Annotated in this window: 26 protein-coding genes; 11 read left to right on the forward strand and 15 right to left on the reverse strand. The window is 71.6% G+C overall.

Annotation, left to right across the window (positions count from 1 at the left end; all coding sequences use genetic code 11):
* Positions 1-16 precede the first annotated feature (16 nt).
* Both ACIQU3_RS35575 and ACIQU3_RS35580 read right to left on the reverse strand, forming a co-directional pair.
* A complete protein-coding gene (locus ACIQU3_RS35575) occupies positions 17-553 on the reverse strand; it encodes a flavoprotein (RefSeq protein WP_403929777.1) in 537 nt (178 codons plus the stop codon).
* Positions 554-581: 28 nt separating this feature from the next.
* On the reverse strand, positions 582-1040 hold the full coding sequence (locus ACIQU3_RS35580; protein WP_403929780.1) for a nuclear transport factor 2 family protein: 459 nt from the start codon (positions 1038-1040) through the stop codon (positions 582-584).
* A 92-nt stretch (positions 1041-1132) separates the two neighbouring features.
* Here ACIQU3_RS35580 and ACIQU3_RS35585 point away from each other — a divergent pair, with 92 nt between their 5' ends.
* A complete protein-coding gene (locus tag ACIQU3_RS35585) occupies positions 1133-1684 on the forward strand; it encodes a TetR/AcrR family transcriptional regulator (RefSeq protein ID WP_403929783.1) in 552 nt (183 codons plus the stop codon).
* 9 nt (positions 1685-1693) lie between these two features.
* Here ACIQU3_RS35585 and ACIQU3_RS35590 read toward each other — a convergent pair whose 3' ends face one another.
* Together ACIQU3_RS35590 and ACIQU3_RS35595 are read right to left on the reverse strand one after the other, a co-directional pair.
* Positions 1694-1891 (reverse strand): ferredoxin, encoded by a 198-nt coding sequence (locus ACIQU3_RS35590; RefSeq protein ID WP_403743446.1) that lies wholly within the window; start codon positions 1889-1891, stop codon positions 1694-1696.
* A 12-nt stretch (positions 1892-1903) separates the two neighbouring features.
* A complete protein-coding gene (locus tag ACIQU3_RS35595) occupies positions 1904-3100 on the reverse strand; it encodes a cytochrome P450 (RefSeq protein WP_403929786.1) in 1197 nt (398 codons plus the stop codon).
* 476 nt (positions 3101-3576) lie between these two features.
* Between ACIQU3_RS35595 and ACIQU3_RS35600 the strand changes: the two genes are divergently transcribed.
* The gene (locus tag ACIQU3_RS35600; protein WP_403929789.1) at positions 3577-4209 is read left to right on the forward strand and encodes a LysE family transporter; all 633 of its coding nucleotides are present in this window, start codon (positions 3577-3579) and stop codon (positions 4207-4209) included.
* A gap of 103 nt (positions 4210-4312) precedes the next feature.
* Complete coding sequence (locus ACIQU3_RS35605; protein WP_403743453.1) at positions 4313-4762, forward strand: nitroreductase family deazaflavin-dependent oxidoreductase; 450 nt, start codon at positions 4313-4315, stop codon at positions 4760-4762.
* 87 nt (positions 4763-4849) lie between these two features.
* Here the strand turns inward: ACIQU3_RS35605 and ACIQU3_RS35610 are convergent, their stop codons facing one another.
* On the reverse strand, positions 4850-5911 hold the full coding sequence (locus ACIQU3_RS35610; protein WP_403929791.1) for a cation diffusion facilitator family transporter: 1062 nt from the start codon (positions 5909-5911) through the stop codon (positions 4850-4852).
* Here ACIQU3_RS35610 and ACIQU3_RS35615 point away from each other — a divergent pair.
* Both ACIQU3_RS35615 and ACIQU3_RS35620 read left to right on the forward strand, forming a co-directional pair.
* Positions 5910-6935 carry a glutathione S-transferase family protein gene (locus ACIQU3_RS35615; protein ID WP_403929794.1) on the forward strand — a complete coding sequence of 342 codons (1026 nt, stop codon included), beginning with the start codon at positions 5910-5912 and terminating at the stop codon, positions 6933-6935. The two genes, ACIQU3_RS35610 and ACIQU3_RS35615, sit on opposite strands and share 2 nt — an antisense overlap.
* Before the next feature lie 36 nt (positions 6936-6971).
* Positions 6972-7268: a DUF4235 domain-containing protein gene (locus ACIQU3_RS35620; RefSeq protein WP_031108703.1), complete on the forward strand. Its 297-nt coding sequence runs from the start codon at positions 6972-6974 to the stop codon at positions 7266-7268.
* Positions 7269-7409: 141 nt separating this feature from the next.
* On the opposite strand, the gene ACIQU3_RS35625 is transcribed toward ACIQU3_RS35620, so the two are convergent.
* Both ACIQU3_RS35625 and ACIQU3_RS35630 read right to left on the reverse strand, forming a co-directional pair.
* Entirely contained in the window at positions 7410-7802 is a 393-nt protein-coding gene (locus ACIQU3_RS35625) for a VOC family protein (RefSeq protein WP_403743460.1), read from the reverse strand.
* A 79-nt stretch (positions 7803-7881) separates the two neighbouring features.
* Positions 7882-8346 (reverse strand): pyridoxamine 5'-phosphate oxidase family protein, encoded by a 465-nt coding sequence (locus ACIQU3_RS35630; RefSeq protein ID WP_403743462.1) that lies wholly within the window; start codon positions 8344-8346, stop codon positions 7882-7884.
* A gap of 712 nt (positions 8347-9058) precedes the next feature.
* On the opposite strand from ACIQU3_RS35630, the gene ACIQU3_RS35635 reads away from it, so the two are divergent.
* Complete coding sequence (locus ACIQU3_RS35635) at positions 9059-10741, forward strand: hypothetical protein (RefSeq protein ID WP_403929798.1); 1683 nt, start codon at positions 9059-9061, stop codon at positions 10739-10741.
* 184 nt (positions 10742-10925) lie between these two features.
* Here ACIQU3_RS35635 and ACIQU3_RS35640 read toward each other — a convergent pair whose 3' ends face one another.
* The 6 genes from ACIQU3_RS35640 to ACIQU3_RS35665 all read right to left on the reverse strand — a co-directional run bounded on the left by ACIQU3_RS35640 (position 10926) and on the right by ACIQU3_RS35665 (position 16514).
* On the reverse strand, positions 10926-12176 hold the full coding sequence (locus tag ACIQU3_RS35640; RefSeq protein WP_403743467.1) for a cytochrome P450: 1251 nt from the start codon (positions 12174-12176) through the stop codon (positions 10926-10928).
* Entirely contained in the window at positions 12173-12775 is a 603-nt protein-coding gene (locus ACIQU3_RS35645; protein ID WP_403743469.1) for a GTP-binding protein, read from the reverse strand. Before ACIQU3_RS35645 ends, ACIQU3_RS35640 begins: the two co-directional genes overlap by 4 nt.
* Positions 12756-13127, reverse strand: a complete 372-nt coding sequence (locus ACIQU3_RS35650) for a DUF742 domain-containing protein (protein WP_104784390.1) — start codon at positions 13125-13127, stop codon at positions 12756-12758. The genes ACIQU3_RS35645 and ACIQU3_RS35650 overlap by 20 nt, the downstream gene beginning before the upstream one ends.
* Positions 13124-13534 carry a roadblock/LC7 domain-containing protein gene (locus ACIQU3_RS35655; protein ID WP_248502226.1) on the reverse strand — a complete coding sequence of 137 codons (411 nt, stop codon included), beginning with the start codon at positions 13532-13534 and terminating at the stop codon, positions 13124-13126. The genes ACIQU3_RS35650 and ACIQU3_RS35655 overlap by 4 nt, the downstream gene beginning before the upstream one ends.
* 5 nt (positions 13535-13539) lie before the next feature.
* Entirely contained in the window at positions 13540-15282 is a 1743-nt protein-coding gene (locus tag ACIQU3_RS35660; RefSeq protein WP_403929801.1) for an ATP-binding protein, read from the reverse strand.
* Between the two features lie 287 nt (positions 15283-15569).
* The gene (locus ACIQU3_RS35665; RefSeq protein ID WP_403743474.1) at positions 15570-16514 is read right to left on the reverse strand and encodes a GlxA family transcriptional regulator; all 945 of its coding nucleotides are present in this window, start codon (positions 16512-16514) and stop codon (positions 15570-15572) included.
* A gap of 71 nt (positions 16515-16585) precedes the next feature.
* Here ACIQU3_RS35665 and ACIQU3_RS35670 point away from each other — a divergent pair, with 71 nt between their 5' ends.
* On the forward strand, positions 16586-17536 hold the full coding sequence (locus ACIQU3_RS35670; RefSeq protein WP_403743476.1) for an NADP-dependent oxidoreductase: 951 nt from the start codon (positions 16586-16588) through the stop codon (positions 17534-17536).
* 21 nt (positions 17537-17557) lie between these two features.
* On the opposite strand, the gene ACIQU3_RS35675 is transcribed toward ACIQU3_RS35670, so the two are convergent.
* Together ACIQU3_RS35675 and ACIQU3_RS35680 are read right to left on the reverse strand one after the other, a co-directional pair.
* Positions 17558-18664, reverse strand: a complete 1107-nt coding sequence (locus tag ACIQU3_RS35675) for an NAD(P)-dependent alcohol dehydrogenase (RefSeq protein WP_403743479.1) — start codon at positions 18662-18664, stop codon at positions 17558-17560.
* Positions 18665-18687: 23 nt separating this feature from the next.
* Positions 18688-20142, reverse strand: a complete 1455-nt coding sequence (locus ACIQU3_RS35680; protein ID WP_403929803.1) for an aldehyde dehydrogenase family protein — start codon at positions 20140-20142, stop codon at positions 18688-18690.
* A 104-nt stretch (positions 20143-20246) separates the two neighbouring features.
* On the opposite strand from ACIQU3_RS35680, the gene ACIQU3_RS35685 reads away from it, so the two are divergent.
* From ACIQU3_RS35685 to ACIQU3_RS35700, 4 genes are all read left to right on the forward strand, one after another.
* On the forward strand, positions 20247-20684 hold the full coding sequence (locus tag ACIQU3_RS35685; protein ID WP_403929806.1) for a MarR family winged helix-turn-helix transcriptional regulator: 438 nt from the start codon (positions 20247-20249) through the stop codon (positions 20682-20684).
* A 204-nt stretch (positions 20685-20888) separates the two neighbouring features.
* Entirely contained in the window at positions 20889-21266 is a 378-nt protein-coding gene (locus tag ACIQU3_RS35690; RefSeq protein WP_403929809.1) for an anti-sigma factor antagonist, read from the forward strand.
* A gap of 105 nt (positions 21267-21371) precedes the next feature.
* Positions 21372-22034 (forward strand): DUF4230 domain-containing protein, encoded by a 663-nt coding sequence (locus ACIQU3_RS35695; RefSeq protein ID WP_403929812.1) that lies wholly within the window; start codon positions 21372-21374, stop codon positions 22032-22034.
* A gap of 216 nt (positions 22035-22250) precedes the next feature.
* Positions 22251-22796, forward strand: coding sequence for a VanZ family protein (locus tag ACIQU3_RS35700; protein ID WP_403743489.1), 546 nt, complete (start codon positions 22251-22253; stop codon positions 22794-22796).
* Positions 22797-22883: the final 87 nt, after the last annotated feature.

Below are 22883 nucleotides of genomic sequence, written 5' to 3' on the forward strand. Positions count from 1 at the left end.
GGCGCGGGCCGCTCGGTCAGCGGCGTTCGACCAGGTCCAGAGCCCGATTCCACCCGAACTCCGGCCGGTGGCCGTCCTCCCCGGGCTCACCCGCGTACGGCTCCCCGAACCGCACGCCCATCCCCCGCAGCCGTTCGAGGCTGTCCCGGTAGGCGGGATGGGCGGCCAGGGCGTCCGCCACGCACGGCAGGACTGCGATCGGCACCCCGAGCCCCGCGACCTCGCACAGGGTGCCCAGGGCCAGGGTGTCGGCGATGCCGGCCGCCCACTTGTTGACGGTGTTGAAGGTGGCGGGCGCGACGACCACGGCATCGGGCGCCGGGAACGGGCGCGGCTCGCCGGGCGAGCGCCAGGCGGAGCGTATGCGGTGCCCCGTCAGGGCCTCGACGGCGGCGGTGTCGAAGAAGCCGTTCATGGCGACGGGCGTCGCGATGACGCCCACCTCCCAGTCCCGTTCCCGCGCGGCGGTGATCAGCTTGTCGACGTCCTCTGCGATGCCGGCGGCGCAGACGACGACGTAGAGGAAGGGCTTGCGGGCGGCCTGGTCGGTCATCCGGGAAACCCTAGCGACTCCCCCGGACTCACCGGACGGGGAAGGTGGCTCCTTGTTCCGACTCTGTGCGGGGGCCGAAGATGCGGCGCTCGCGCTCCTCGATCCGCACGTCGTCGATGCTCGCCTCGCGTCGGGTCATCAGGCCGTGCTCGTCGAACTCCCACAGTTCGTTGCCGTAGGAGCGCCACCACTGCCCGTCCGTGTCCCGGCACTCGTACTGGAAGCGGACGGCGATGCGGTTGCCGTCGAAGGCCCACAGCTCCTTGCGCAGGGCGTACTCCTGCTCGCGCTCCCACTTGCGGGTCAGGAACCCGGCGATCTCGGCGCGGCCGGTGACGAACGTGTCGCGGTTGCGCCAGACGGAGTGCGGCGAGTAGGCGAGGGAGACCTTGTGCGGGTCGCGGGTGTTCCAGGCGTCCTCGGCGGCCTGGACCTTCCGTGCGGCGGTCTCGCGAGTGAAGGGCGGCAGCGGCGGGCGGTCGGTCATGGTTCCTCCCCGGCAACGGAGGAGAACGGGCGTTCTCCCCGGTGGCTGCTACCGTAGGAGAACGCTCGTTCTCGCGTCAAGGAGGACCGGAGATGGACAGGGCAGTGGCCCGGGAGCGGGCGCTGGACGCCGCCGAGGAGCTGTTTTACGGGAGGGGCGTGCAGTCCGTCGGCATGGACGACGTGCGCGGCACCTCCGGGGTCTCTCTCAAGCGGCTCTACCAGCTGTTCCCGGCGAAGGAGCAGCTGGTCGAGGCGTATCTGGAGCGGCGCGACACGCGCTGGCGCGGGGAGCTGGCCGAGTACGTCGAGCGGCGGCCGGAGCCCGACGAGCGGATCCTGGCCGTGTTCGACTGGCTAGGCAGGTGGTTCGGGGAGCCGGGTTTCCGCGGCTGCGCGTGGCTCAACGCCTACGGCGAGCTGGGCGCCACCTCGGAGCGCGTGGCCGACCAGGTGCGGGCGCACAAGCGGGCGTTCCGGGAGTACCTCGGGGCCCTCGTGACGGCGGCGGGACGGCCCGACGCGCTGGCCGGCCAGCTGTTCCTGCTGGCCGAGGGTGCCATGGTCACGGCGGGCGTCACCAGGAGCGCCGAGCCCGCGGCCGAGGCGCGCGAGGCGGCCCGGCGGCTCCTGGGCGCCGGATGATCTCCCGGGTCAGCTCACCCGCTCGGACACGGTGACGGCGCCGACCGGACAGGCGCGGGCAGCCTCACGCACCAGCGGGCTGCCGCTGTCCTCGCCGCCGGGCAGCAGGGTGCTGTAACCGTCGTCGTCCTGGGTGAACACGTCCGGAGCGGTCAGGGCGCACTGGCCCGCGCCGATGCAGACGTCCTGGTCGATGTCGATGTGCATGTGTGCAGGCCCTTACCAGGTCACGGGGAGTTCGAGCATCCCCTGGATGGTGTCGCCGGGCTTGAAGGGGATCTCCTCGGCCGGGGCAGCCAGGCGCAGGCCGGGCAGCCGTTCGAAGAGGCTGTGCAGGGCGATCTCCAGCTCGGCGCGGGCGAGGTTCTGGCCGAGGCACTGGTGGATGCCAAAACCGAACGCCACATGGTGCCGGGCCGGACGGCTCCAGTCGAGCGTGTCCGGGTCGGGGTAGACCGACTCGTCGCGGTTGATGACGGAGGTCGCGAAGACCACTCCCTCGCCCTTGCGGATCGTCGTCCCCGCCACGTCGATGTCCTCGACGGCCAGACGCAGCATGCCGTCGGCGATCGACAGCATCCGCATCAGCTCCTCGACCGCGGCGGGCAGGAGCCCCGGGTCCGCGCGCAGCTCGGCCAGCCGCTCGGGGTGCTGGAGCAGGGTGAAGGTGCCGAGCGAGATCATGTTGGCGGTCGTCTCGTGGCCCGCGACCAGCAGGATCAGGGCCATGGCGATCAGGCCCTCCCGGTCGAGGCCGCCCTCGCGCAGCTGCCGGTGGACCAGGTCGTCCAGCAGGCCGGTGCCCGGCTCCCGCTGTTTGCTGTCGATCAGTTCGCCGAAGTACTTCTCCAGCCGGTCACGGGCGTCGAGTACGTCGGCGGTCTCCGGGCCGCGCAGCAACCGCCGCGACTGGGCCTCGAAGAAGTCGTGGTCGGCGTACGGGACCCCGAGCAGGGCGCAGATCACCATGGACGGCACGGGCAGCGCGAAGGCGCTCACCAGGTCGGCGACCGGACCCCGGGAGATCATCGCGTCGAGCCGTTCGTCCACGATCTGCTGGATGCGTGGCCGGAGTTCGACGGCCCGCTTGAGGGTGAAGTCCCCAACGACCATCCGCCGCTGGGCGCGGTGCTCGGGGTCGTCGACGCCGAGCAGGGCCGTTCTGCGGTTGCGGATCCCGGCGAAGCGCCGGGTGGGGGCGGGGAAGCCGGGCCGGTCGCGGTTGGACGACAGGCGCGGGTCGGCCAGCAGCGTGCGGGCGGTGGCGTGCCCGCTGACGAGCCAGGCCTCGCGGCCGTCGAAGAGGGTGATCCGGGTCAGGGGGCGTTCGGTGCGCAGCGCGTCGTAGGCGGCGGGCGGGTGATAGGGGCAGGTCCGGCTCTGGGGGAAGGCGACGGGTGCGGTCGTTTCCGTCATGGAGACCTCGCAGACGAGTAGTGCGTCGTGCCGATCTTCATTAGATGCCCCAGGCATCTATAGGGCGACGCGAAGTTCGGCCAGATCGCCGACGGCGGCAACATGGCCGGGGAATGCCGTGCGCCCGTTCGAACGGCGGCGGCCGGGGGCCGGTGCCGGGCACAGAAGACCGATGCCAGGCCCACAGGGCCGGGGCCAGAGGCCGATGTCAGACCCACAGGGCCGGGGCCAGAGGCCGATGTCAGGCACAGAGGCCAGAGGCCGGGGCCGGGGGCCGGGGTCGCGGGGCCGTGGCACCGGCCGGGGTCTGCGAGGTGCGGGCGCCGGTGCGAAAACCGGTTGCCGGAAGGGTGAGGCGGGCCGCAGGATCCGGCCATGCCTACCTTCACCGTCTTCCTGCCGCTGTCCGCCGCCGCGTCCGCGTCGCGCCGACAGCAGCAGTCCGGCCGCCGTGGAGGACCGACGCCGCCGCGGTCATGACGGCCGCGCTCGTCGCGGGGCTGCTCGCGGGGTACGGCATCGCCGTCCCGGTGGGTGCCGTCGGGACCTACCTCGTCTCCCTCACCGCCCGCACCAGCTTGCGCACCGGTGTCTGCGCGGCCCTCGGCGTCGCCACCGCCGACGGGCTCTACGCCCTCGCGGCCACCCTCGGGGGCACGGCGGTGGCGTCCGCGCTGCGGCCGGTGCTCGGGCCGCTGCGGTGGATCTGCGTACTGGTGCTGCTCGTGCTGGCGGCGCGGGGCGCACTGACCGCGCTGCGCGAGTACCGCGGCCATCGGCTCGCGACCCGGTCGGCCCCCGCTCCCCCGGGCCCTGCCCGGGCCTATCTGGGGCTGCTGGGCATCACCTTGCTGAACCCCACCACCGTCATCTACTTCGCGGCCCTCGTACTCGGATCCCGGGCCACGAGCCCGGCCGGCGCACTCGAACAGGGCGTGTTCGTCGTGGCCGCCTTCGCCGCCTCCGCGAGCTGGCAGGTGCTGCTGGCCGGGAGCGGGGCACTGCTGGGCCGGGCGCTGACCGGCCGTCGGGGGCGGCTGGCGACGGCATGGGTGGCGAGCGGAGTGATGACGGCACTCGCCGTGCGGATGGCGCTCGCCCCTGGATGAGGTGCGCTTGCGGCCGGATCCCGCGGGTGCGGATGATTCGCCGGAGCACGGTTGTTGACGGCAGATGGCGATGAGCCACGGACGCGACGATGGGACGGATGTCATGCCGCTCGAAGGCGAGTACGAACCCAGCCCGACGCAGTGGGTGCGCAAGCAGGTGGAGCTGTACGAGAGCTCCGGCGGTACCGAGGGGACGACGCTGCAGGGCTCGAAGATGCCGGTCGTCGTCCTGACCTCGCGCGGCGCCCGGAGCGGGAAACTGCGCAAGACACCGGTGATGCGCGTGGAGCACGAGGGAAGGTACGCAGCGGTGGCCTCCCTCGGCGGATCGCCGAAGCACCCCGTCTGGTACTTCAACCTGCGCGCCGATCCGCACGTGGAGCTCCAGGACGGACCGGTGAGGCAGGACATGACCGCGCGCGAGGTCACCGGCGAGGAGAAGGCGGCCTGGTGGGAGCGGGCCGTCGCGGCCTACCCGGCCTACGCCGACTACCAGAAGAAGACGGACCGGGAGATCCCGGTGTTCGTCCTGGAGCCGGCCGAGGCCGGCTGACGGCGGACCGGCTGCCCGGTGCGGGCAGCCGGCCGGAAAATCTTCCGCCGCGTATGTGTGAACCCGCCACGAGGGGGCAGGCGAGGTTCAGGCCCCGCCGCGCTCCCCCGTCGCGGCGGGGCTTTCCGCTGCCTCGCCGGCGGGACGATCGGTCACGTCGAGGAAGATCTGGTCGGCCTCGGGCACCGTCCGGGCTATGGACCGCTTGATGCGGACGGCGACCTCCTCCACGCGCTCGCTGTCCAGGCCGGGCACCAGGTCGACGCGGGCGGCCACCAGGGCCGTGTCGAGTCCGGTCTTCATCGTGAACAGCGCTTCCACGCTGTCGATCTCGGGCTGTGCCCGCAGCAGCGCGCAGATCCGCCCGCTGGCCTCGGGGTCGGCCGCCTCGCCGATCAGCTGGTCGCGGGCGTCGCGGCCCAGCCGGAAGGCCACGTAGACGAGCAGCGCACCGATCGCGAGTGAGGCCGACGCCTCCCACACCGCCTGGCCGGTGACCATGTGCAGCGCCATGCCGACGATGGCCAGGGTGACGCCGAGCACGGCGGTGCCGTCCTCGGCGACGACCGTCCGCAGCGCCGGATCGCGCAGCCCGCTGCCCGCGCCGCCCTGCTGTCGCACCTGGTACAGCGCCCGCAGCAGCGAGCCGCCCTCCGCGAGGAGGGCGACGCCGAGCACGATCAGGCCGGCCACATAGCCGCTGAGCTTCTCCTCCGTCTCGCTCGTCAGGGCCTCGAAGCCCTGGAAGAAGGAGAAACAGCCACCCATCACGAAGATCCCGACGGCCGCGAGCAGCGACCAGAAGAACCGCTCCTTGCCGTAACCGAACGGGTGGCGCCGGTCGGCGGGGCGGCGGCTGCGGCGCAGTGCCGCGAGCAGGAAGACCTCGTTGAGGCTGTCGGCCACCGAGTGGGCCGCCTCGGACAGCAGGGCCGGTGAACCGGCCGCGAGGCCGCCGATGGCCTTGGCCACCGCGATCACCAGATTGGCCGCGAGCGCCACCAGCACGGTGACGCGTGTCTTGTGATCACTTCCTTCATCAGTCACCTCCGCCGATTGCCCCGGTCGGGGGTACTCACACCGTGCCGTCGACGGAAAACGGGGAACGCGTTCACCAGGGCCCACGTACGGCAAGGAGGTCACCCCCATGAGCCGCGACGACGGCGACGACGGCAACACCGACTACGGAAGGAGGGCGTTCAAACGGTCCAAGGCGCATTTCACGGACCGGATCACGGCGGACGGACGGGACGGCTGGCCGGTGGAGTCCGGCCGCTACCGTCTGGTCGTCAGCCGTGCCTGCCCCTGGGCGAGCCGGTCGCTGGTTTCCCGGCGGCTGCTCGGCCTGGAGGACGCCTTGTCCCTGGCCGTCGCCGACCCGATCCAGGACGACCGCAGTTGGCGCTTCACGCTGGACGAGGACGGCCGTGACCCCGTCCTCGGCATCCGCTATCTCAGCGAGGCCTACGACCGCCGGGAGAGCGACTACCCCGGCGGGGTCAGCGTGCCGGCGATCGTGGACGTGCCCAGTGGGCGGCTGGTGACCAACGACTACCAGCAACTCACCCTCGACCTCGCGACCGAGTGGACGGCCCTGCACCGGGAGGGCGCGCCCGACCTGTACCCGGACAAGTTGCGCGACGAGATCGACGAGGTGATGGCCGACGTCTACCAGGACGTCAACAACGGCGTCTACCGGGCCGGTTTCGCCACCGGGCAGGAGGAGTACGAGGCCGCCTGCGCCGGGGTGTTCCGACGGCTGGAGCTGCTGGCCGGGCGGCTGGAGCGGCAGCGGTACCTGGTCGGCGACACGATCACCGAGGCGGACATCCGGCTGTTCACCACGCTGGTCCGCTTCGACGCGGTGTACCACGGCCACTTCAAGTGCAACCGCTGGAAGCTGACGGAGAACCAGGTGCTGTGGGCGTACGTCCGCGACCTGTACCAGACGCCGGGGTTCGGCGACACCGTCGACTTCGACCACATCAAGCGCCACTACTACCAGGTGCACACGGGCATCAACCCGACCCGCATCGTGCCGCTGGGCCCGGACCAGGCCGGCTGGCTCACCCCGCACCGCCGTGAGGAGCTGGGTGGCAGGCCGTTCGGTGACGGTACGCCGCCCGGGCCGGTCCGCGCCGGGGAGCGGATCCCGGCGGCGCACACCCCCTGACCACACTCACCCCCCCTCAGCGATCAAGGAGCGACCGTGGCCAAGAAGAAGAAGATGTCCCTCGCGTACCAGCCCCTGGGGTTCGTCCTCGGCTGGTCGGGCGGCTGGCTGGCCGGGCTGGCCTTCCGCAAGACGTGGATGGCGATCCGGCACGAGGAAGACGCGCCCGACGCGCTCGACAAGGACCGCGGCTGGGGCGAAGTCCTGCTGGCGGCGGCGATCCAGGGCGCGATCTTCGCGGTGGTGCGCAGCGCCGTGGACCGCGCGGGAGCCAAGGCCATCGAGCGTTCGACCGGCACCTGGCCGGTCGGCGAGAAGGGCGGCCGGGACTGACAGCGACACGGCCCCGCCCGGCACCGTGCCGGGCGGGGCCGTGCTGTGCGCCCGGCCGTTTCCCCGGCTCGTCCTCGCGGTGGGCGCGGCTCGGGGCGCGGAGCGGCGGTCAGGCCCCGCCGGCACCGGGCGTACGCGTGTTCAGCCCTGCTTGGGTGCCGTCGGGGCGGTCCGGCGCAGGGTGAAGGAGTGGCCTGCCGGGTCCGCGTAACCGCGTTCCTCCAGAGGGCCGGAGGGCTCCTTGGCCTCCAGGGGGCGGCCGCCGAGGCTGATGACGCGGCGCTCCACCGCGTCGAGGTCGTCCACCACGAACTCCAGATGGGCCTGGAGGGAATTCTCGGGGCGGGGCCAGCTGGGCGGGGTCGCGTTGACGTCCCGGCGCAGCGCGATCCGGAAGCCGTCGGCGCTCTTGATCTCGACCCGGTTGGCGGTGGCGTCCGACTCCTCCCCCTCCAGCAGTTCCTTGTAGAACGCGGCGAGCTTCTCGGGCTCGGCGCAGTCGAGCACGAGAACCCCCGCTTTCACCAGTGCCATGTCTCCTCCGCAGGATTCCGGGCGCGGGACGGTCGTGCCCCGCGGCCCTCTCCCTTGCGGATATCCCGGTGCGGCCGATTCAGTCGGTCTTCAACCACCTTCCGTCACGCATGAGTTCGCGTCCGTCGAGTTCGTCCGCCTCCCGCCAGGCCTGCACCCGCCGCGGCACGATCCGGAAGTACAGGTACGGCGTGGCGAGCCGGCGGGGATCGAACCCGGTCTTGGCGGCGAAGAGTTCGGCGTCCTGCTCGGTCAGTTCACCGGGCTGCACGGTCTCGACGACGCCTTCGACCATGACGACGTCCCGGGTCGGCCCGATCCCCACCCGGGCCCGGCCGGACGCGGCCAGGTTCCGTCCGGTGGGGCTCGACGCGGGCGTGGCGAACAGCAGGTACGAGCCGTTCCAGAGGAACGACAGCGGGACGAGGTACGGCATCCCCGATGCGCCGTCGGCCGTGGCGACCCAGGCGTCCACGTCGTGGTCCAGCCGGCTGAGGGTGTCCTTCTTACGCTGCTCAGCGCTGCGTACGGGTGCGGACGTCATCGCGGGTGCGCCTCCTGGGAGTCGTGATACGGACTCGGACCAGTGTGGCGTGCCGGGACGCCTGAGGCCCCGCGGACAAGCCGGTCCCGGTGAGGGAGGACGGAGTGTACGCAGCTCAAGTGCTTCCCGCCGTAACCGAGATCACGGTGGTGTCACGGAATGGCGCAATCACGCCGTGGGCAGTCTCGTACCGCTTCTCGGTTCAACGTTCGGACTGCGAAGCCGAGTTCGAGTGTGCGGCCGGTGACGACACCGTCCGCTCGCAGGGGCGGGGGGCTCTGCGGTCCGTCTCCCGGAAGGAAGCACATGCCTCAGGACGCCGGTTCGACCTGCCCTTCGACACCCCGGTCAGCCGCCGGCACGCCTCGGGTGAAGCAGCGCGTCCCGGCTCCGTCGGTCGTGCCGCGCCTGACCGGCCGCGCGTGCTTCCTGGTCAACACGGCTGAGGCGGCGGGGCAGGCGCGCGCCTTGCCGCAGGAATGCCGTCAACGCAGCAGCCGTGCCCCTCGCGGTCCTGCGTAGCGGGAGCCGGTCGCGTGAGTCCGGCTGTCCGGCTGTCCGGCGGGGCCGTCGCGGAAAGTACAGAAGATTCTCGGTCACGGCCGGTCCACGACCACGGTCGACCGATTCCGTTGTCATGACCACAGCTTATTGGGAGACCGGTGTGAAATCTCGAGTCGCAGGTGCTGTTCCGAAGGCGTCCGCCGAGAGCTTGATCCCAGCCCAGCCGGACGCCCGGCTCCAGTCCGCGGAGGCGGGGAACGCCCTGGCCCGCCTGCTGGTGGAACGTGTCAACGGGAGCACGCAGGAGTTCCGAAGGTGCCAGGACGCCGCCCGGCAGCGGCTGGACGCACTCGGATCCCCCGGATCGAGCACCGCGCTACGCGTGGAGGGTGCCCTGCATCTCGCACGGCCCGCATTCCTCCCGCCCGACGAGGAGGGATACGCCAGGTTGCGGCGTCTCGACGCCGGCCTGCGCGTGATAGAAGAGGCCTTCCCGCAGGTCAGCACGGATATCGAGGTCTGCAGACTGACCTGCGAGATGCTGGAGGGCGCCTGGAGGACCCGGGCGCTCGCGCCGCAGCACGAGCAGGAGCAGACAGCCGCCTGCACCTGCCCGCTGTGCCGCCGCCTGCCGACTCCCCCCGCACGCACGCTGGACGACTACCGCTGGCGGCACAGCGCCGGTCGCCCCCTCGCCGTCAAGAACTGGCCGCACCGGCGGGAACTCGACAGTGTTCTCACCGGTGGCTGGTCCTGGACCCGGCAGATGAACGATCTCGAGCGAGACCTCGGCCACCGCCACCGCTTCGAGGACGACATCCTCGTCTTCCACGAGTACAAACGCGTGATCGACACCATCGACACAACCCGCCTCACCCAGCACGTCGAAGAGCGCCTGGCCGAGAACTTCAGCACCAACAGCGCACGGGCCCTGGTCTCCGGCCTCTTCGCGGCCCACAAGCGGTCCGTCGACGAGTACTGGCTCCAACAGCACGACGCGGGCAACGTCGTACTCCCCCAGACCAACCCCCTCACCCAGAGCACCTACTCGATCCTGCAGATGCTGGACTGCCTGTTCTGGCACGTCGCGCCCGACACCGAGCTCTGGCAGGAGGAGAACCTCGCCTCCCTGCTGCTGTGCCGCGCCATCGACGACATGGCCGACGTCCGGGCCGACGCCCTCACCGGCGAGATCAGCAACTTCTGGCTCGCCGACATGCCCACCCACACCAAGGCCCTCTACGCCGCCTGCGCCATAGCCATCGTCAAGTACGGCTGCATGCCCGAGGCGCACGACCCGATGTGGAACACCTGGCTGATGACCACCACCGTCGTCTGGATGGGGCTCACCGGCCGCCATGCCCTGTGGTTCGACGGCATCACCAAGGGTCTCCCCCCGGCCGAGGACTGCCCGCTGTGCGACCTGCAGCCCAACTCGTGCAGCGGCATCCTCACCCACGGCACCACCCTCACCATCGCCCCGCGGCGCACCGCAGCGGGCCTGAGCCCCCGGGCCGCCGAGCTGTCCGCGCGCTGCCGGGCCCGACACCAGCAGGCATGGGCCCTGTTCGACGCCGAGCTGCACGCTTTCGAGGCTCTGCACGGCCCCTGGCACGGCAACACGGACAGCGTGTGGGAGATCCTGCGCCGCACCTACATCGCCGCCGTGGAGGCGTCCGGCGCCGAACCGTCCCTGGAGCGCGCCCGTCAGATCCAGGAGGACGCGGGGGTGGTGGGCTCCGAGAAGTTCCACACCCTGCACGATCCTCGGACCGGCAGGGAGGACACCGCTCTGCTCGCCTACATGTTCGGCGGCGCCCACCCGCATTTCCTCTGGAACGCCACGGGATACCGTCCCACGGGCGTCGCAGGCGACTGGCTCGACGGCTGACGCCTCGATTCTCAAGACTCTCGGGCCGCTGCTCACACCCGCCCGGTGGGGGTGACGGCCCGGCCCCTGCCCGGCCCCACCGCGGGCGCGACAAGCACGGCCGGGGCATGGCCGTACACGAGCTGCACCCAGGTACGGCGTCGCCCGGCCGGAAGCCGGCCGGGCGACGGTCCGCGGGCGTGGCCTAGACGGTGAACTCGACCGGCAGGCCGTCCAGCCGGGACTCCCACGTGGAGGCGGTCGAGCCGAGTTCTTCCGGCGGTACTGCCAGGCGCAGGTCCGGCAGCCGGTGCAGCAGCACGTCCACGCCGATCTCGATGATGGACTGGCCGATGTTCTGCCCGGGGCACTCGTGCGGTCCGGCGCTGAACGCCAGGTGGGACTGGTTGCCCTGCACGGCGACGGCCGAGTCGGGCCGTACCTCCGGGTCGAGGTTGCCGGCGGCCAGGCCCAGGATGAGCAGTTCTCCCTCTTGGACGTGATGGCCGCCGAGCTCCAGGTCGGCGGTTGCGAACCGGCCCGGCAGCACGGACAGCGGCGGGGCGTCCCACATGACCTCTTCCACCACCGAGGAGATGTTCAGCTCCCCGCTGACCAGACCGGACAGCCGGGCGGCGTCGGTGAGGACCCGTTGCAGGACCCGGGCCAGCAGATTGCTGGTGGTGGTGTGCGCGGCGATCAGCACCAGGCGCAGATGGCTGACGACCTCGTCGTGATCGAGGCCGGCCGCGTGCTCCAGCAAGGCCGTGGCGAAGTCGGCGCCCGGCTCGGCCCGCTTGCGCTCGGCGAGTTCCGCGAGGATCTCCATGATCCGGTCGTTGTGCTCGAGGGCGCCCTCACCGCCCTTGAAAACCTGGGCGCACGACTCGATCAGGCGCAGCCCGTCCGCGGCGGGAAGGCCCAGCATCCTGGTGAGCACGAGCATCGGCAGTTGCTCGGCGTAGTCGGCCACGAGGTCGGCGCGCCCGGCGTCGGCGAACGCGTCGATCTGCTTGTTCGCGAAGTACGTGACGTGCCGCCGGATGCCCCGGGCGGCCGCCGCCTGCAACCCGTCGGTGACGGCGCCGCGCAGCCTGCGGTGCGGTTCGCCGTCCTGGGACACACAGTCGGGGCGCCAGCCGACCATCGGCATGATCGGCGAGGTCTCCTCGACCCGGCCCTCCCGCCAGTCCCGCCAGATCCGCGCGTCGCGGCTGAACTGGCGGGGGTTGTCGAGCACCCGCCGGTTGTCCCGGTAGCCGAGCACCAGCCAGGCGGGCACGTCGCCTTCGAGCAGGACCGGCGCGACGGAGCCGTGCTCCTTGCGCAGCCGCTCGTAGATGCCCACCGGGTCGGTCGCGGCCTCCGGGCCGTACAGCCGGGCCGGTTCGGCGCCGTGGTGGGCGACGGGGCAGCCCCGCACGGCCTGCGGGCTGGTTTCGGTCTGGTCGTTCATCGGGGCTCCAGGGCCACGGCGGAGCGTTCCTTCAGATGGTGGATCAGGGCGACGAGGACGTCCCGGCTGGAGGCCCGGTCACGGGCGTCGAAGGCCACGACCGGGGTGTGTTCGGGGATGTCCAGGGCGTCCCGGATCTCCTCGACCGGGTAGTTCCGGGAGTCGGGGAAGACGTTCAGCGCGACGACGAAGGGGACTTCCTGGCGCTCCATCTCCTCGATCGCCCGGAAACTGGACTCCAGGCGGCGCGTGTCCACCAGGACGATCGCCCCGAGGGCCCCTTTGAACAGGCCGTTCCACAGGAACCAGAACCGTTCCTGGCCGGGCGTGCCGAACAGGTAGAGCACCAGGCTCTGGTTGATGCCGATCTTGCCGAAGTCCAGGCTGACGGTGGTCTGCGTCTTGTCGGCGACGCCGATGAGGTGGTCGACGTCGGCGCTGGCCTGGGTGAGGGTCTCCTCGGTGGTGAGCGGCTTGATGTCGCTGACCGACCGGACCATGGTGGTCTTCCCGGTGCCGAAGCCGCCCGCGATCATCACCTTCACCGAGCGGGTGTCCCCGGCCGAGCCTCCGGGTTGGTCAAAGCCTTTCAAGTCCACTGAGTACCTCCTCAAGGAGCGCGAGGTCGGGCCCGCGGCCGGCTTCGTGTGCCGGGATGGGGTTACGGGCTTCGACGCGACCTGCGTCCAGCAGGTCCGACAGCAGCACCGCGAGAATGTTGAAGGGGAGCCCGAGGTGAGCGCCGAGTTCGGCGACCGACAGCGGGTCCCGGCAGCGGCGGAGGATTTCCTCGTGCTCGTGCTGCATGCCCGGTAACGGGGCGGCGCGGGCGACGACCAGGGTCGCCACGTCGAGGCTCGACGCCGAACCGCCCGGTCCGCTGCGCCCTCCGGTGAGGACGTAGTAGCGCTCGAGACCGGACGGGTCCGACGGTCTGCGGGGAGCACTCATCCAGAGTGCTCCTCCAGGCGCGGAGTGGTACCGAGGAGTTCACCCATCCTGCGGGCCAGGTCCCTCATCTGATGTCCCAGCAGCCCCTGGTCGAGGCCTTCCCTGGCGAGGACACCGAGGTACGTCTCCACGCCCGCGCGCACGACGAACAGGTGCCCGCCGTCCACCTCGATCATCGCCAGGCGCAACTGCCCGGCGTAGTTGGGGAACTGCTCGGCGACCGGCTGGGCCAGGGCCTGCAGGCCGGCCACCACGGCCGCGAAGCGGTCGACGTCGTCGGGGTCTTCGGCGCCGTAGGAGGTGATGGCCTTGCCGTCGCTGGAGGCCACGAGGGCGAAACGGATCTCCTGGATGCTCTCGACGAGATCGCGGAGCGCCCAGCTCACGTCTGTTCCTTGTTGCGTCATGAGGACTAGTCGCTCTCTTCGGTGCGGTGCTCGGTGTACTCGCGGCCGGCGAGGGTCTCACGGTCGACGGCCTGCTCGGAGGCCTCCGCCGCGTCGCGTCCGGCGGTGGCGAAGGCGGCGAGTCCCGAGAAGGACGCGTCCGGCGGGACGGCGGCCACGGTGGTCCGGTCGCTTCGCTCGGCGGGCCTGGGCGCCTCCGTCTCGTTCCGCTTGCTGCGGCGCCGGGGCAGTCCGCCGGGTGTGGTGTCCCCGTTTTCGGCCCGCGCGGCCCGTTGTCCGGGCACGGTGGCCGTCTCGCGGGCCGGGGCGTCGGTGGCGGTACGGGCCTGCGGGGCGGACGCGGCAGTCGCCGGCGCAGCCGCGGCGGGCGCGGCCGCGGGCAGCGGGCTGAAGTACTTGTGCGGGACCACGACCACCACGGAGGTGCCGAGCCACGGGGAGTCCGCGAAGGTGACGCGGATGCCGTAGCGGCGGGCGAGGGCGCCGACGACGCGCAGGCCGATGTTGGCGTCCTCGGTGATGCCGCCGAGGCCCGCGCCGGGCGCGGTGCCCGCGAGGGCGTGCTCGGCCTCGCGCTTCTTCTCCTCGCTCAGGCCCTTGCCCGAGTCCTGGATCTCGATGCCGACGCCGTTGGGCACCTCCCTGCCGGAGATGAGCACCGGCTCGGTGGGCGGCGAGTAGCGGGCCGCGTTGTCCAGGAGGTGGGCCAGGACCAGCGTGAGGTGATCGACGAGGCCGCCGTCGACGCCGAGTTCGGGCAGGTGGCGCACCTGGATCCGGTGGAAGTCCTTGATACGGCCGATGCCGCCGCGCACCACGCTCAGCAGGCGCTGCGGCTCCTGCCACTGCCGGCCGGGCCGGTCGGAGCCGCCGAGCACGCCGATGCTCGCGGCGAGCGAGTCGGCGGGGCCGAGTTCCTGGTCGAGTTCCATCAGGCCCCGGGCGACGGCCGGCAGCCGGCCGTGCTCGCCCTGCATCTCGTGCAGCCGGCCACGGAGCTTGCTGGTCAGGACGTGGATGCGGTTGCCGATGCTGATCACGGCCTGCTCGGCGGAGGTGGAGCGGTCGAACTCCGTCTCCAGGCCGATCAGGGAGGTGCGCAGCAGCTTGCGCAGTTCGGCCTGGAGTTCCGAGCTGACCTTGGCGCACTGGTTGACGGTGGGCAGCAGGTCGTCGATGGCGTCGCCGGCGCGCAGCTTCGCCATCGCGTCGGGCAGCTGCTCGTCGGCGAGCCGGGCGACCGCGGCGAGCTGGTGGGAGAGCTGCTCCTGCCAGACCTCGGCCTGGTCGGCGAGCTGGGCCTCGTAGGACGTGGCCTGCTCGGTCAGCCGTTCCTCGTAGGCCCGGGACCGGTCGGCGAGCTGCGACTCGTAGGCGGCGCTCTGCTCGGCCAGGCGTCGCTCGTACGTCGCGTTCTGCTCGTTGAGCTGGGATTCCAGGCCGGCGCGTTCGGCGGAGAACTTGCGTTCCAGGCCGGTCACGTGCTGCTGCCACTGCTGGTTGTGCTCGGCCTGCGTGGCGCGGAAGGAGCTCTCCGCCCGGTGCAGTTGTGCCCTGGTGCGCAGCAGCAGCCGTACGCACACGGCACCGGCCGCCGTCGCCGCGACTCCGGCGACGGCCGCGGTTATTCGCTCCGAGCTCATGAACGTGGCGGCAACGGTCCCGCCTCCCAGGCCCAGCGGCATCAACCACCAGCTGTACCAGGCGACAGGGGCCCGCGCCGCCGGTGGCGGAGTGGCGAGTTCCATCTGCATCCTTCGAAGCAACACGAACGAACAGGGGGGGTGTGTGGACCGCACTCATGAGTACGCACCGCGGGTCGACTGGACGCGATCGCGTCAACTCGCAGCGCCGATCGGAACCTTATCGGGTTCGGGCCCGAAAGGATCAATCTCACCCTGTCGCGGACGTGAGGGTTCCGTCACTCTCCGACAGAAGGCAACAGGTCGACAAATGGCTTTGCAGTCAGGGTAATTGAATGAGCGTCAGGCTGCGGCACACCGGCGCGCGTCGCACCGCACGGACGCCGTCGAGGTCAGCGGGCGGTCTGGAACGTACGGCGGTAGGCCTGCGGGGAGACGCCGATCGCCGCGTGCAGGTGCTGGCGCAGCGACGCGCCGGTCGCGAAGCCGACCCGGCCGGCGATCTGGTCAACCGTCAGGTCGCTGGACTCCAGCAGGTGCCGGGCCCTGACCACGCGCTGCTGGATCAGCCAGCGGCCGGGGCTGAGGCCCACCTCGCCCTGGAAGCGGCGGGCGAAGGTGCGCTGGCTCATCCGCGCGTGGCCGGAGAGGTCGGCCAGGGTGAGCGGCTCGTCGAGGCGCTCCAGAGCCCAGGCACGGGTGGCCGCGGTGCTCGCGGCGCCCTGCTCGGGGACGGGCTGCTCGATGTACTGGGCCTGGCCGCCGTCCCGGAAGGGCGGGACGACGCAGCGGCGGGCGACGCTGTTGGCCAGCCGGCTGCCGTGGTCCTTGCGGACCAGGTGCAGACAGATGTCCACGCCGGAGGCGGCCCCGGCGGAGGTCAGGAACGGGTGGTCGTCGACGAACAGCACGTCCGGGTCGAGGTCGACGCGCGGGAACATGCGCCGGAAGCGGTCGGCGACCTGCCAGTGGGTGGTCGCCCGGCGCCCGTCGAGGAGACCGGCGGCGGCGAGGACGAAGGCGCCGGTGCAGATGGAGACGGTGCGGGTGCCGGGGCGGATGAGCGCGAGCGCCCCGAGGACGGCGTCGGGCACCTCGTCGGCCAGCCGGTCGGGGGCGACGGGCGCGATCACGACGGTGTCCGCCGTGGACAAGATCTCGGGGCCGTGCTCCACGGTGACGCCGAAGTCCGCGTTGGTGCGCACCGGACGGCCGTCGACCGAACAGGTGAGGACCTCGTACCGGCCGTCGGCCGCGCCGAGGATCCGGCTGGGGATGCCCAGCTCGAAGGGATACACCCCGTCCAGGGCCAGGACCACCACTCGTTCACGTCGCATGGCACGATCGTATCGAATGTTGGCAATCTTGCCATTGGCGCGGGGGGCGCGGACCGGCACGCTGGTTGACCATGAGCACACAGAACACGATGCGAGTCATCACCCAGGACGTCCTCGGCGGCCCCGAGGTCCTGAAGGAAGCGGAGATCGAGCGCCCCGCGCCCAAGCCCAACGAGGTACTGGTCCGGGTGCGGGCCGCCGGAGTCAACCCGACCGACTGGAAGCACCGCGCCACCGGCGGATTCCTGGGCGAGCCGCCCTTCGTCCTGGGCTGGGACGTCTCCGGGGTGGTGGAGGCGGTCGGCATCGGCGTCGTGGCCTTCGTGCCCGGTGACGAGGTCTTCGGCATGCTGCCGTATCCGTACGGGCACGGCTCGCACGCCGAGTACGTCATCGCCCCGGTCCGCGCCCTGGCCCGCAAGCCGGCCGGCGTCGACCACACCCAGGCGGGCGCGCTCCCGCTGGTCTCGCTCACCGCCTGGCAGGCGCTGACCGAGCACGCGGACCTCCGTCCCGGGCAGCGGGTGCTGATCCACGCCGCGGCCGGCGGGGTCGGGCACGTGGCGGTGCAGATCGCCAAGGCACGCGGCGCGTACGTGATCGGCACGGCGAGCGCGGGCAAGCACGAGTTCCTGCGCGGCATCGGCGTCGACGAGACGATCGACTACCGGGAGACGGACTTCACCGAGGCCGTGAAGGACGCCGACGTCGTGCTGGACACGATCGGCGGCGACAACGCCCTGCGCTCCCTGCGCGTGCTGCGCCCCGGCGGTGTCCTGGTGTCGATCCTCCCCGTCGGCTCGGACGACCTCTACGAGGAGGCCGAGCGGCTCGGCGTGCGTGCCCTGCGGATGCTGGTGGACGCCGACCGCGGCGGCATGGAGGCGGTCGCCGGGCTCATGGAGGCGGGGAAGCTGCGCGCCACGATCGCCGGTACCTTCCCGCTGGCCGAGGCCGCCGAGGCACACGCCCTCGGCGACACGGGCCGCACGACGGGGAAGCTGGTGCTGCTGAACGACTGAGCCGGACCACGCCGGGCGGTTTCAGAACGTCAGGACCGGCTTGATCGTCTTGCCGGACCTCATGTCCCGGACCGCCCGCTCGATGGCGTCGAAGGGGTAGGTGCCGATCAGGCGGTGCAGCGGGAGCCGTCCGTCCTTCACCAGGGCGACCAGGGCCGGGATCATGGTCTGCGTCTCGCTGTCGCCGAGGGTGAGGCCGACGACGCGCTTGCCGCCGAGCAGGCCGTTGACGTCGAGGGCGACCTCGGTGCCGAAGGGCGGGGCGCCGACCACGACCAGGGTCCCTCGGGCGGCCAGCGCGTCGACGCCCTGACGCAGGACACCGACGTTGCCCGTGGTCTCGACGACCCCGTCCGCGCCCCCTCCTCCGGTGATCTCGCCGAGGGCCCGGGCGAGGTCCGCCCCGCTCGTGTCGACGGTGTGGGTGGCGCCCAGCTCCCTTGCCAGGGCGAGGCGTTCGGCGACCCGGTCGACGGCGACGATCCGGGTGGCCGGGGTGAGCGCCGCCGCCATCACCGCCGACAGGCCGACCGCTCCGGCGCCCAGGACGACGACCGTGCCGCCGGTCTCCGGCCGCAGGACGTTCCACACGGCGCCCACACCGGTCTGTACGCCGCAGCCCAGCGGGGCGATCGACTCCAGCGGCACCTCCGGGTCGACCTTGACGAGGCTGCGCTCGTCGGCCAGGGCCAGCTCGGCGAAGGAGGACTGGCCGAAGAAGTGGCCGCCCAGCCTCTCGCCGTCCCGGCTGATGGTGCTCGTGCCGTCGGCCCGGCTGCCGCCGATCAGGTTCAGCGGCAGCCAGGTCGCGCAGTACGCCGGGTGCCCGCCGCGGCAGTTGCGGCAGTCGCCGCAGGAGGTGAAGGAGAGCAGGACGTGGTCTCCCGGCGCGACGCCGGTGACGGCGGGGCCGACGGCCTCGACGACGCCCGCGCCCTCGTGGCCGAGGACCCCGGGCAGCGGAAAGGGCAGCCCACCGCTTGCCACTGAAAGATCGGTGTGGCACAGGCCGGCGGCGACCATGCGGACCAGCGCCTCGTGCGGGCCCGGTGCGTCGAGGACGACGTCGGACAGGGTGAAGGGCGCGCCGCCGGACTCGACGACCGCGGCACGGGTGGTGAAGGGCATCGCGATGACTCCTTGACGGTCGCTCAGTCGAGCGAGACGACGACGGACTTGACCTTGGTGTAGCCGGCGAGGGCCTCGGGCCCGTACTCGCGGCCGTAGCCGGAGTCCTTCACCCCGCCGAAGGGCACCGCGGGGTCGAGCATCGCCCAGTCGTTGACCCAGACGATGCCCGCCTGGAGCCGGTCGGCGACCCGGTGGGCGCGGGCGAGGGCGGCGGTCTGGACCCCCGAGGCCAGGCCGTAGGGGGTGGAGTTGGCGAGGGCGACGGCCTCGTCCTCGTCGTCGAAGGGCTGCACGGTGAGGACCGGGCCGAAGATCTCCTCCTGGATCACGCGGGAGTCGTTCGCCAGACCGGCGATGACGGTGGGCATGTAGTAGTAGCCGCCGTCCAGGTCGAGTCGTTCGCCGCCGCAGACGATGCGGGCGCCCTCCTTGCGGGCCAGGGCGACGTACTCCTCGACCTTCTTCAGGTGCTTCTCGGCCGCCATCGGGCCGATGACCGTGGCCGGGTCGCGCGGATCGCCGACCGGTACACCGGGCACGGCCTCGGCGAGGATGCCGAGCAGGGTCGGGTACACCGAGCGGGCCACCAGCAGACGCGGTCCGCCCATGCAGAACTGGCCGGTGTTGAAGACGAAGCCCTTGATGACCGCGCCGACCGCCCTCTCCAGGTCGGCGTCCTCGAAGACGATGTGGGCGGCGTTCCCGCCGAGCTCCATGGTGACGGGCTTGAGCGCCTCGCCGGCGACGCTCGCCACGTGCCGGCCGATCGCGGTGGACCCGGTGAAGGCGACCTTGTCGACACCGCGGTGACGCAGCAGCGCCTCGCCCGCCACCGGGCCGCTGCCGGTGACGACGTTGACCACGCCGTCGGGGACACCCGCCTCCTGGAGCAGCCGGGCCATGTACAGGGCGCTGAGCGGTGTCTCGTCGGCGGGCTTGTGGACGACGGTGTTGCCGGCGGCCAGCGCCGGGGCGATCTTCGAACCGGCCAGGATCAGGGGGAAGTTGAACGGGGTGATCGCGGCCACCACGCCGAGGGGCTCGCGCTTGGTGTAGGCGAGGGCGTTCACGGGGAGGTCGCGCAGGGCGCCGTCCTGGCCCTGGGCGAGATGCGCGTAGTACTCGTAGTCGTTGGCGGCGTTGGTGACGTCGACCGCGCCGCACAGTGTGATCGGCTTGCCGACGTCCAGGCTCTCCAGCGCGGCGAGCTCGTCGGCGTTGTCCCGGATCAACTGGGCTGCGCGTTGCAGGACCCGGCCGCGCTCGCGGCCGCTCAGACCGGACCAGGATCCGTCGTCGAACGTCTCGCGGGCGGCGCGCACGGCGGCGTCGACGTCGGCGGGGCCCGCCTCGGCCACGGTGGTGACGACGGTCCCCCGGGACGGGTCGACCACCCCGGTGCGCGCCCCGTCGGCGGCTTCCCGCCACCGGCCCCCGATGAACAACTGCCCGGGTGTGCCCTCGAAGGTGGTCATCGCCACTCCTCAGCATCGTTGCCAAGTTTTCAACAAACAGGATTCCTGTCTGTGAGCAGCTTTTATGAGAGACAGGAATCCTGTCAATGCTCTAGCCTGACTCCATGCTGGACGCACAGGCGACCAAGGCGCCCCCTTCCCTGCTCTACATGGTGAAACAGGTGGAGCTCGTCGTGCGCTCCCATCTGGACGAGCTGGTCAGGAGCTCCGGGATCACCGCCCTGCAGTACACGGCGCTGACCGTGCTGGAACGGCACGATGGGCTGTCCGCGGCCCAGCTGGCGCGGGACTCCTTCGTCACCGCCCAGTCGATCGCGGACCTGGTGCGCTCCCTGGAGGGCCGCGGGCTGGTGCGCCGGGAGCGCAACCCCCGCAACCGCCGGGAGCTGCTGATCCTGCTCACCGACTCCGGCCGCGAGGTGCTCGCCCGGCACGCCGGGCCGGTCCGGGACCTGGAGGAGCGGATGGTGCGCGACCTCACCGTGCGGCAGACCGAGCAGTTCCGTCAGGCACTCACCAAGGCCTGGCACGCCCTGTCGTAGTCCGGTCGGGGCCTCGGGACGCGCCGGGTGAACCAGACCCGCGCACGCCCCGGCGCGAACCTCGGGCATCCCGGCGGGTCTTCACAGACATATGTCAATCGAACATGCTCAAATTCACTCGTTGGAGGGTAACTTGCAGGGCGGGGAACGGCGTTGAGCCCGTGCCCCTCCCCACGCACGGAGCAGGCTGGAGGCGATCTCGTCGTGCGGCAGGAACCTGCACCGCTCACCCGGCATCTGCGCGTACGCCGGGAACGAGGCCACACGGTGCTGGAGTTCCGCGGTGAGATCGATCTCGCCGCGGCCTCGGAGATCGCACCGCACCTGGACCGGGAGACGGCCCGCCCGGCCGCCCGGGTCGTCATCGACCTCAGCGGGATCGACTTCTTCGACTGTTCCGGACTGCGGCTGCTGTACCGGGCCCGCAGCCGGGTGCTCGACCGGCGCGGCCAGGTGCTCCTCGTCTGCGCGCACCCGCTGACGCTGCGCGTCCTGCGGATCACCGGCCTGTCCCGGCTGCTGCCTCCGCAGCCGACGCTGGACGCGGCGCTGGAACAGCCCGGGGCGACGTCCCGCCCGTGACGGGTGTGCGCCCCGCGTGCTTCCGCCGCGGCCGTACCGTCCCGGATCGGGCGGTCTGGCCGGAAGCCTGGCGGGCATCCGGACAGTAGGAAGGAGGGCTGTCGCATGACGACTCCCGTCAAGCGTCTTCCCAGGCGCATGCCCGGCTGGGCGAAGGTGGTGGCCGCGCTCGTGCTGCTGCTCGTCGTGTTCTTCGCGGGGCTCCGGCTGAGTGTGATCCCGGGCCTGAAGGACCTGTTCGGCACCGAGACCCAGGACCGGTCCGGCCCGGCGCTGCTGAAGTCCATCCAGGACATCAGCCGCTACGACGCCGCGTCCGGCAACTTCCAGGTCGTCGTGGACCTGGAGAAGGACGCCAAGCTCCTGCCCGACGCGATCCGCGGGACCCGCACGCTGTACGTCGGTGCGGGCACCGTCGACGCCTACGTCGACCTGGGCAAGGTCGGCGAGAACGACGTGAAGGTCAACGACGACCGCACGTCCGCCACGCTCCGGCTGCCCCACGCACAGCTGGGCAAGCCCGCCCTCGACCCCGACCGCTCCTACGCCGTATCCAAGCAGCGCGGCCTCCTCGACCGCCTCGGCGACCTCTTCTCGGACAATCCCAACGGCGAACAGGCCGTCCAGAAGCTGGCGGTACGGCACATCGGCGACGCGGCGAAGGAGAGCGAGCTGACCGCACGCGCCGAGTCGAACACCACCGGCATGCTCGAAGGCCTCTTGCGCTCCCTCGGTTTCAAGCAGGTGCGCGTCTCGTACGGGAGCTGATCCGGCTCCCGGGCGACGGGGCGGGGCCGCGGGCCCCGCCCCGTCGTCACGCCCACCGGAGGAGTGCCCGGGCCGAACGCGGGCAACGGAGCAGGGGCGACGGTCCCCGGCGGAGCCGACGGGAACCGTGGCCGGGAACGGCCCCCCACGGCATCGTCGCCTCGTCCGTGGGTAACCGCCTTGTCACGCAGGGAAGTTGAAGAGTGGAGGACCCCCATGGCCAGTGCAGCCTCACGTCCCCGGACCACCGGGTCAGGGAGCGAGCGCCGCCCCCTCCCGCTGCCCGTCCGGCTGCTGGCGATGCTGTGCGCGTTCATGTTCATGGTCGCCTTCGCCGTGGTGCTGGCCCGGCTGACCCTGCAGCCCTCCCCCGCCTCGGAGGCGCTGACCCACAGCAATCTGCAACCCGGCAGCTCCCTGAAGGCCTACCTCGACCAGCCAGAACTGCGGGACGCCGTCAAGCAGATCGGCGGCAACATCCTGCTGGGCGTTCCCTTCGGCGTCCTGGTGCCCGTGGTCGCTCCCCGCACCCGCGGCATCCTGCGCGTACTGTTCCTGACCGCGATCGTGATGCTCCTGGTGGAGGTCGCCCAGGGAGCCCTGGTCACCGGCCGCGCCTTCGACATCGACGACGTCATCCTCAACACGTCGGGCGCGCTCGTCGGTTACCTCCTCCTCGGACGCCGCCTCAGCCGGGCCGTGCACGCCCGCAGGCCCCGCCCGGCCCGGGCGGAGGAGAAGCCGCCGGCCGGCAAGGCCTAGGTGTGCTGTCCCGGGACGTTGGTGACACGCGTGCTGGGTGCTTGAACAGGTGAGGGCCTTCTGGGTTCGGTGTGGATTGCGACATCT

The sequence above is a fragment of the Streptomyces sp. NPDC101110 genome, assembly GCF_044759525.1.
Taxonomy (GTDB): Bacteria; Actinomycetota; Actinomycetes; order Streptomycetales; family Streptomycetaceae; genus Streptomyces.

Coding starts and splice junctions, on each gene's coding strand:
- ACIQU3_RS35575 (WP_403929777.1), bottom strand. CDS start 553: ATGACCGACCAGGCCGCCCGCAAGCCCTTCCTCTACGTCGTCGTCTGC.
- ACIQU3_RS35580 (WP_403929780.1), bottom strand. CDS start 1,040: ATGACCGACCGCCCGCCGCTGCCGCCCTTCACTCGCGAGACCGCCGCA.
- ACIQU3_RS35585 (WP_403929783.1), top strand. CDS start 1,133: ATGGACAGGGCAGTGGCCCGGGAGCGGGCGCTGGACGCCGCCGAGGAG.
- ACIQU3_RS35590 (WP_403743446.1), bottom strand. CDS start 1,891: ATGCACATCGACATCGACCAGGACGTCTGCATCGGCGCGGGCCAGTGC.
- ACIQU3_RS35595 (WP_403929786.1), bottom strand. CDS start 3,100: ATGACGGAAACGACCGCACCCGTCGCCTTCCCCCAGAGCCGGACCTGC.
- ACIQU3_RS35600 (WP_403929789.1), top strand. CDS start 3,577: ATGACGGCCGCGCTCGTCGCGGGGCTGCTCGCGGGGTACGGCATCGCC.
- ACIQU3_RS35605 (WP_403743453.1), top strand. CDS start 4,313: ATGCCGCTCGAAGGCGAGTACGAACCCAGCCCGACGCAGTGGGTGCGC.
- ACIQU3_RS35615 (WP_403929794.1), top strand. CDS start 5,910: ATGAGCCGCGACGACGGCGACGACGGCAACACCGACTACGGAAGGAGG.
- ACIQU3_RS35610 (WP_403929791.1), bottom strand. CDS start 5,911: ATGGGGGTGACCTCCTTGCCGTACGTGGGCCCTGGTGAACGCGTTCCC.
- ACIQU3_RS35625 (WP_403743460.1), bottom strand. CDS start 7,802: ATGGCACTGGTGAAAGCGGGGGTTCTCGTGCTCGACTGCGCCGAGCCC.
- ACIQU3_RS35630 (WP_403743462.1), bottom strand. CDS start 8,346: ATGACGTCCGCACCCGTACGCAGCGCTGAGCAGCGTAAGAAGGACACC.
- ACIQU3_RS35640 (WP_403743467.1), bottom strand. CDS start 12,176: ATGAACGACCAGACCGAAACCAGCCCGCAGGCCGTGCGGGGCTGCCCC.
- ACIQU3_RS35650 (WP_104784390.1), bottom strand. CDS start 13,127: ATGAGTGCTCCCCGCAGACCGTCGGACCCGTCCGGTCTCGAGCGCTAC.
- ACIQU3_RS35655 (WP_248502226.1), bottom strand. CDS start 13,534: ATGACGCAACAAGGAACAGACGTGAGCTGGGCGCTCCGCGATCTCGTC.
- ACIQU3_RS35660 (WP_403929801.1), bottom strand. CDS start 15,282: ATGGAACTCGCCACTCCGCCACCGGCGGCGCGGGCCCCTGTCGCCTGG.
- ACIQU3_RS35665 (WP_403743474.1), bottom strand. CDS start 16,514: ATGCGACGTGAACGAGTGGTGGTCCTGGCCCTGGACGGGGTGTATCCC.
- ACIQU3_RS35670 (WP_403743476.1), top strand. CDS start 16,586: ATGAGCACACAGAACACGATGCGAGTCATCACCCAGGACGTCCTCGGC.
- ACIQU3_RS35675 (WP_403743479.1), bottom strand. CDS start 18,664: ATGCCCTTCACCACCCGTGCCGCGGTCGTCGAGTCCGGCGGCGCGCCC.
- ACIQU3_RS35680 (WP_403929803.1), bottom strand. CDS start 20,142: ATGACCACCTTCGAGGGCACACCCGGGCAGTTGTTCATCGGGGGCCGG.
- ACIQU3_RS35685 (WP_403929806.1), top strand. CDS start 20,247: ATGCTGGACGCACAGGCGACCAAGGCGCCCCCTTCCCTGCTCTACATG.
- ACIQU3_RS35695 (WP_403929812.1), top strand. CDS start 21,372: ATGACGACTCCCGTCAAGCGTCTTCCCAGGCGCATGCCCGGCTGGGCG.
- ACIQU3_RS35700 (WP_403743489.1), top strand. CDS start 22,251: ATGGCCAGTGCAGCCTCACGTCCCCGGACCACCGGGTCAGGGAGCGAG.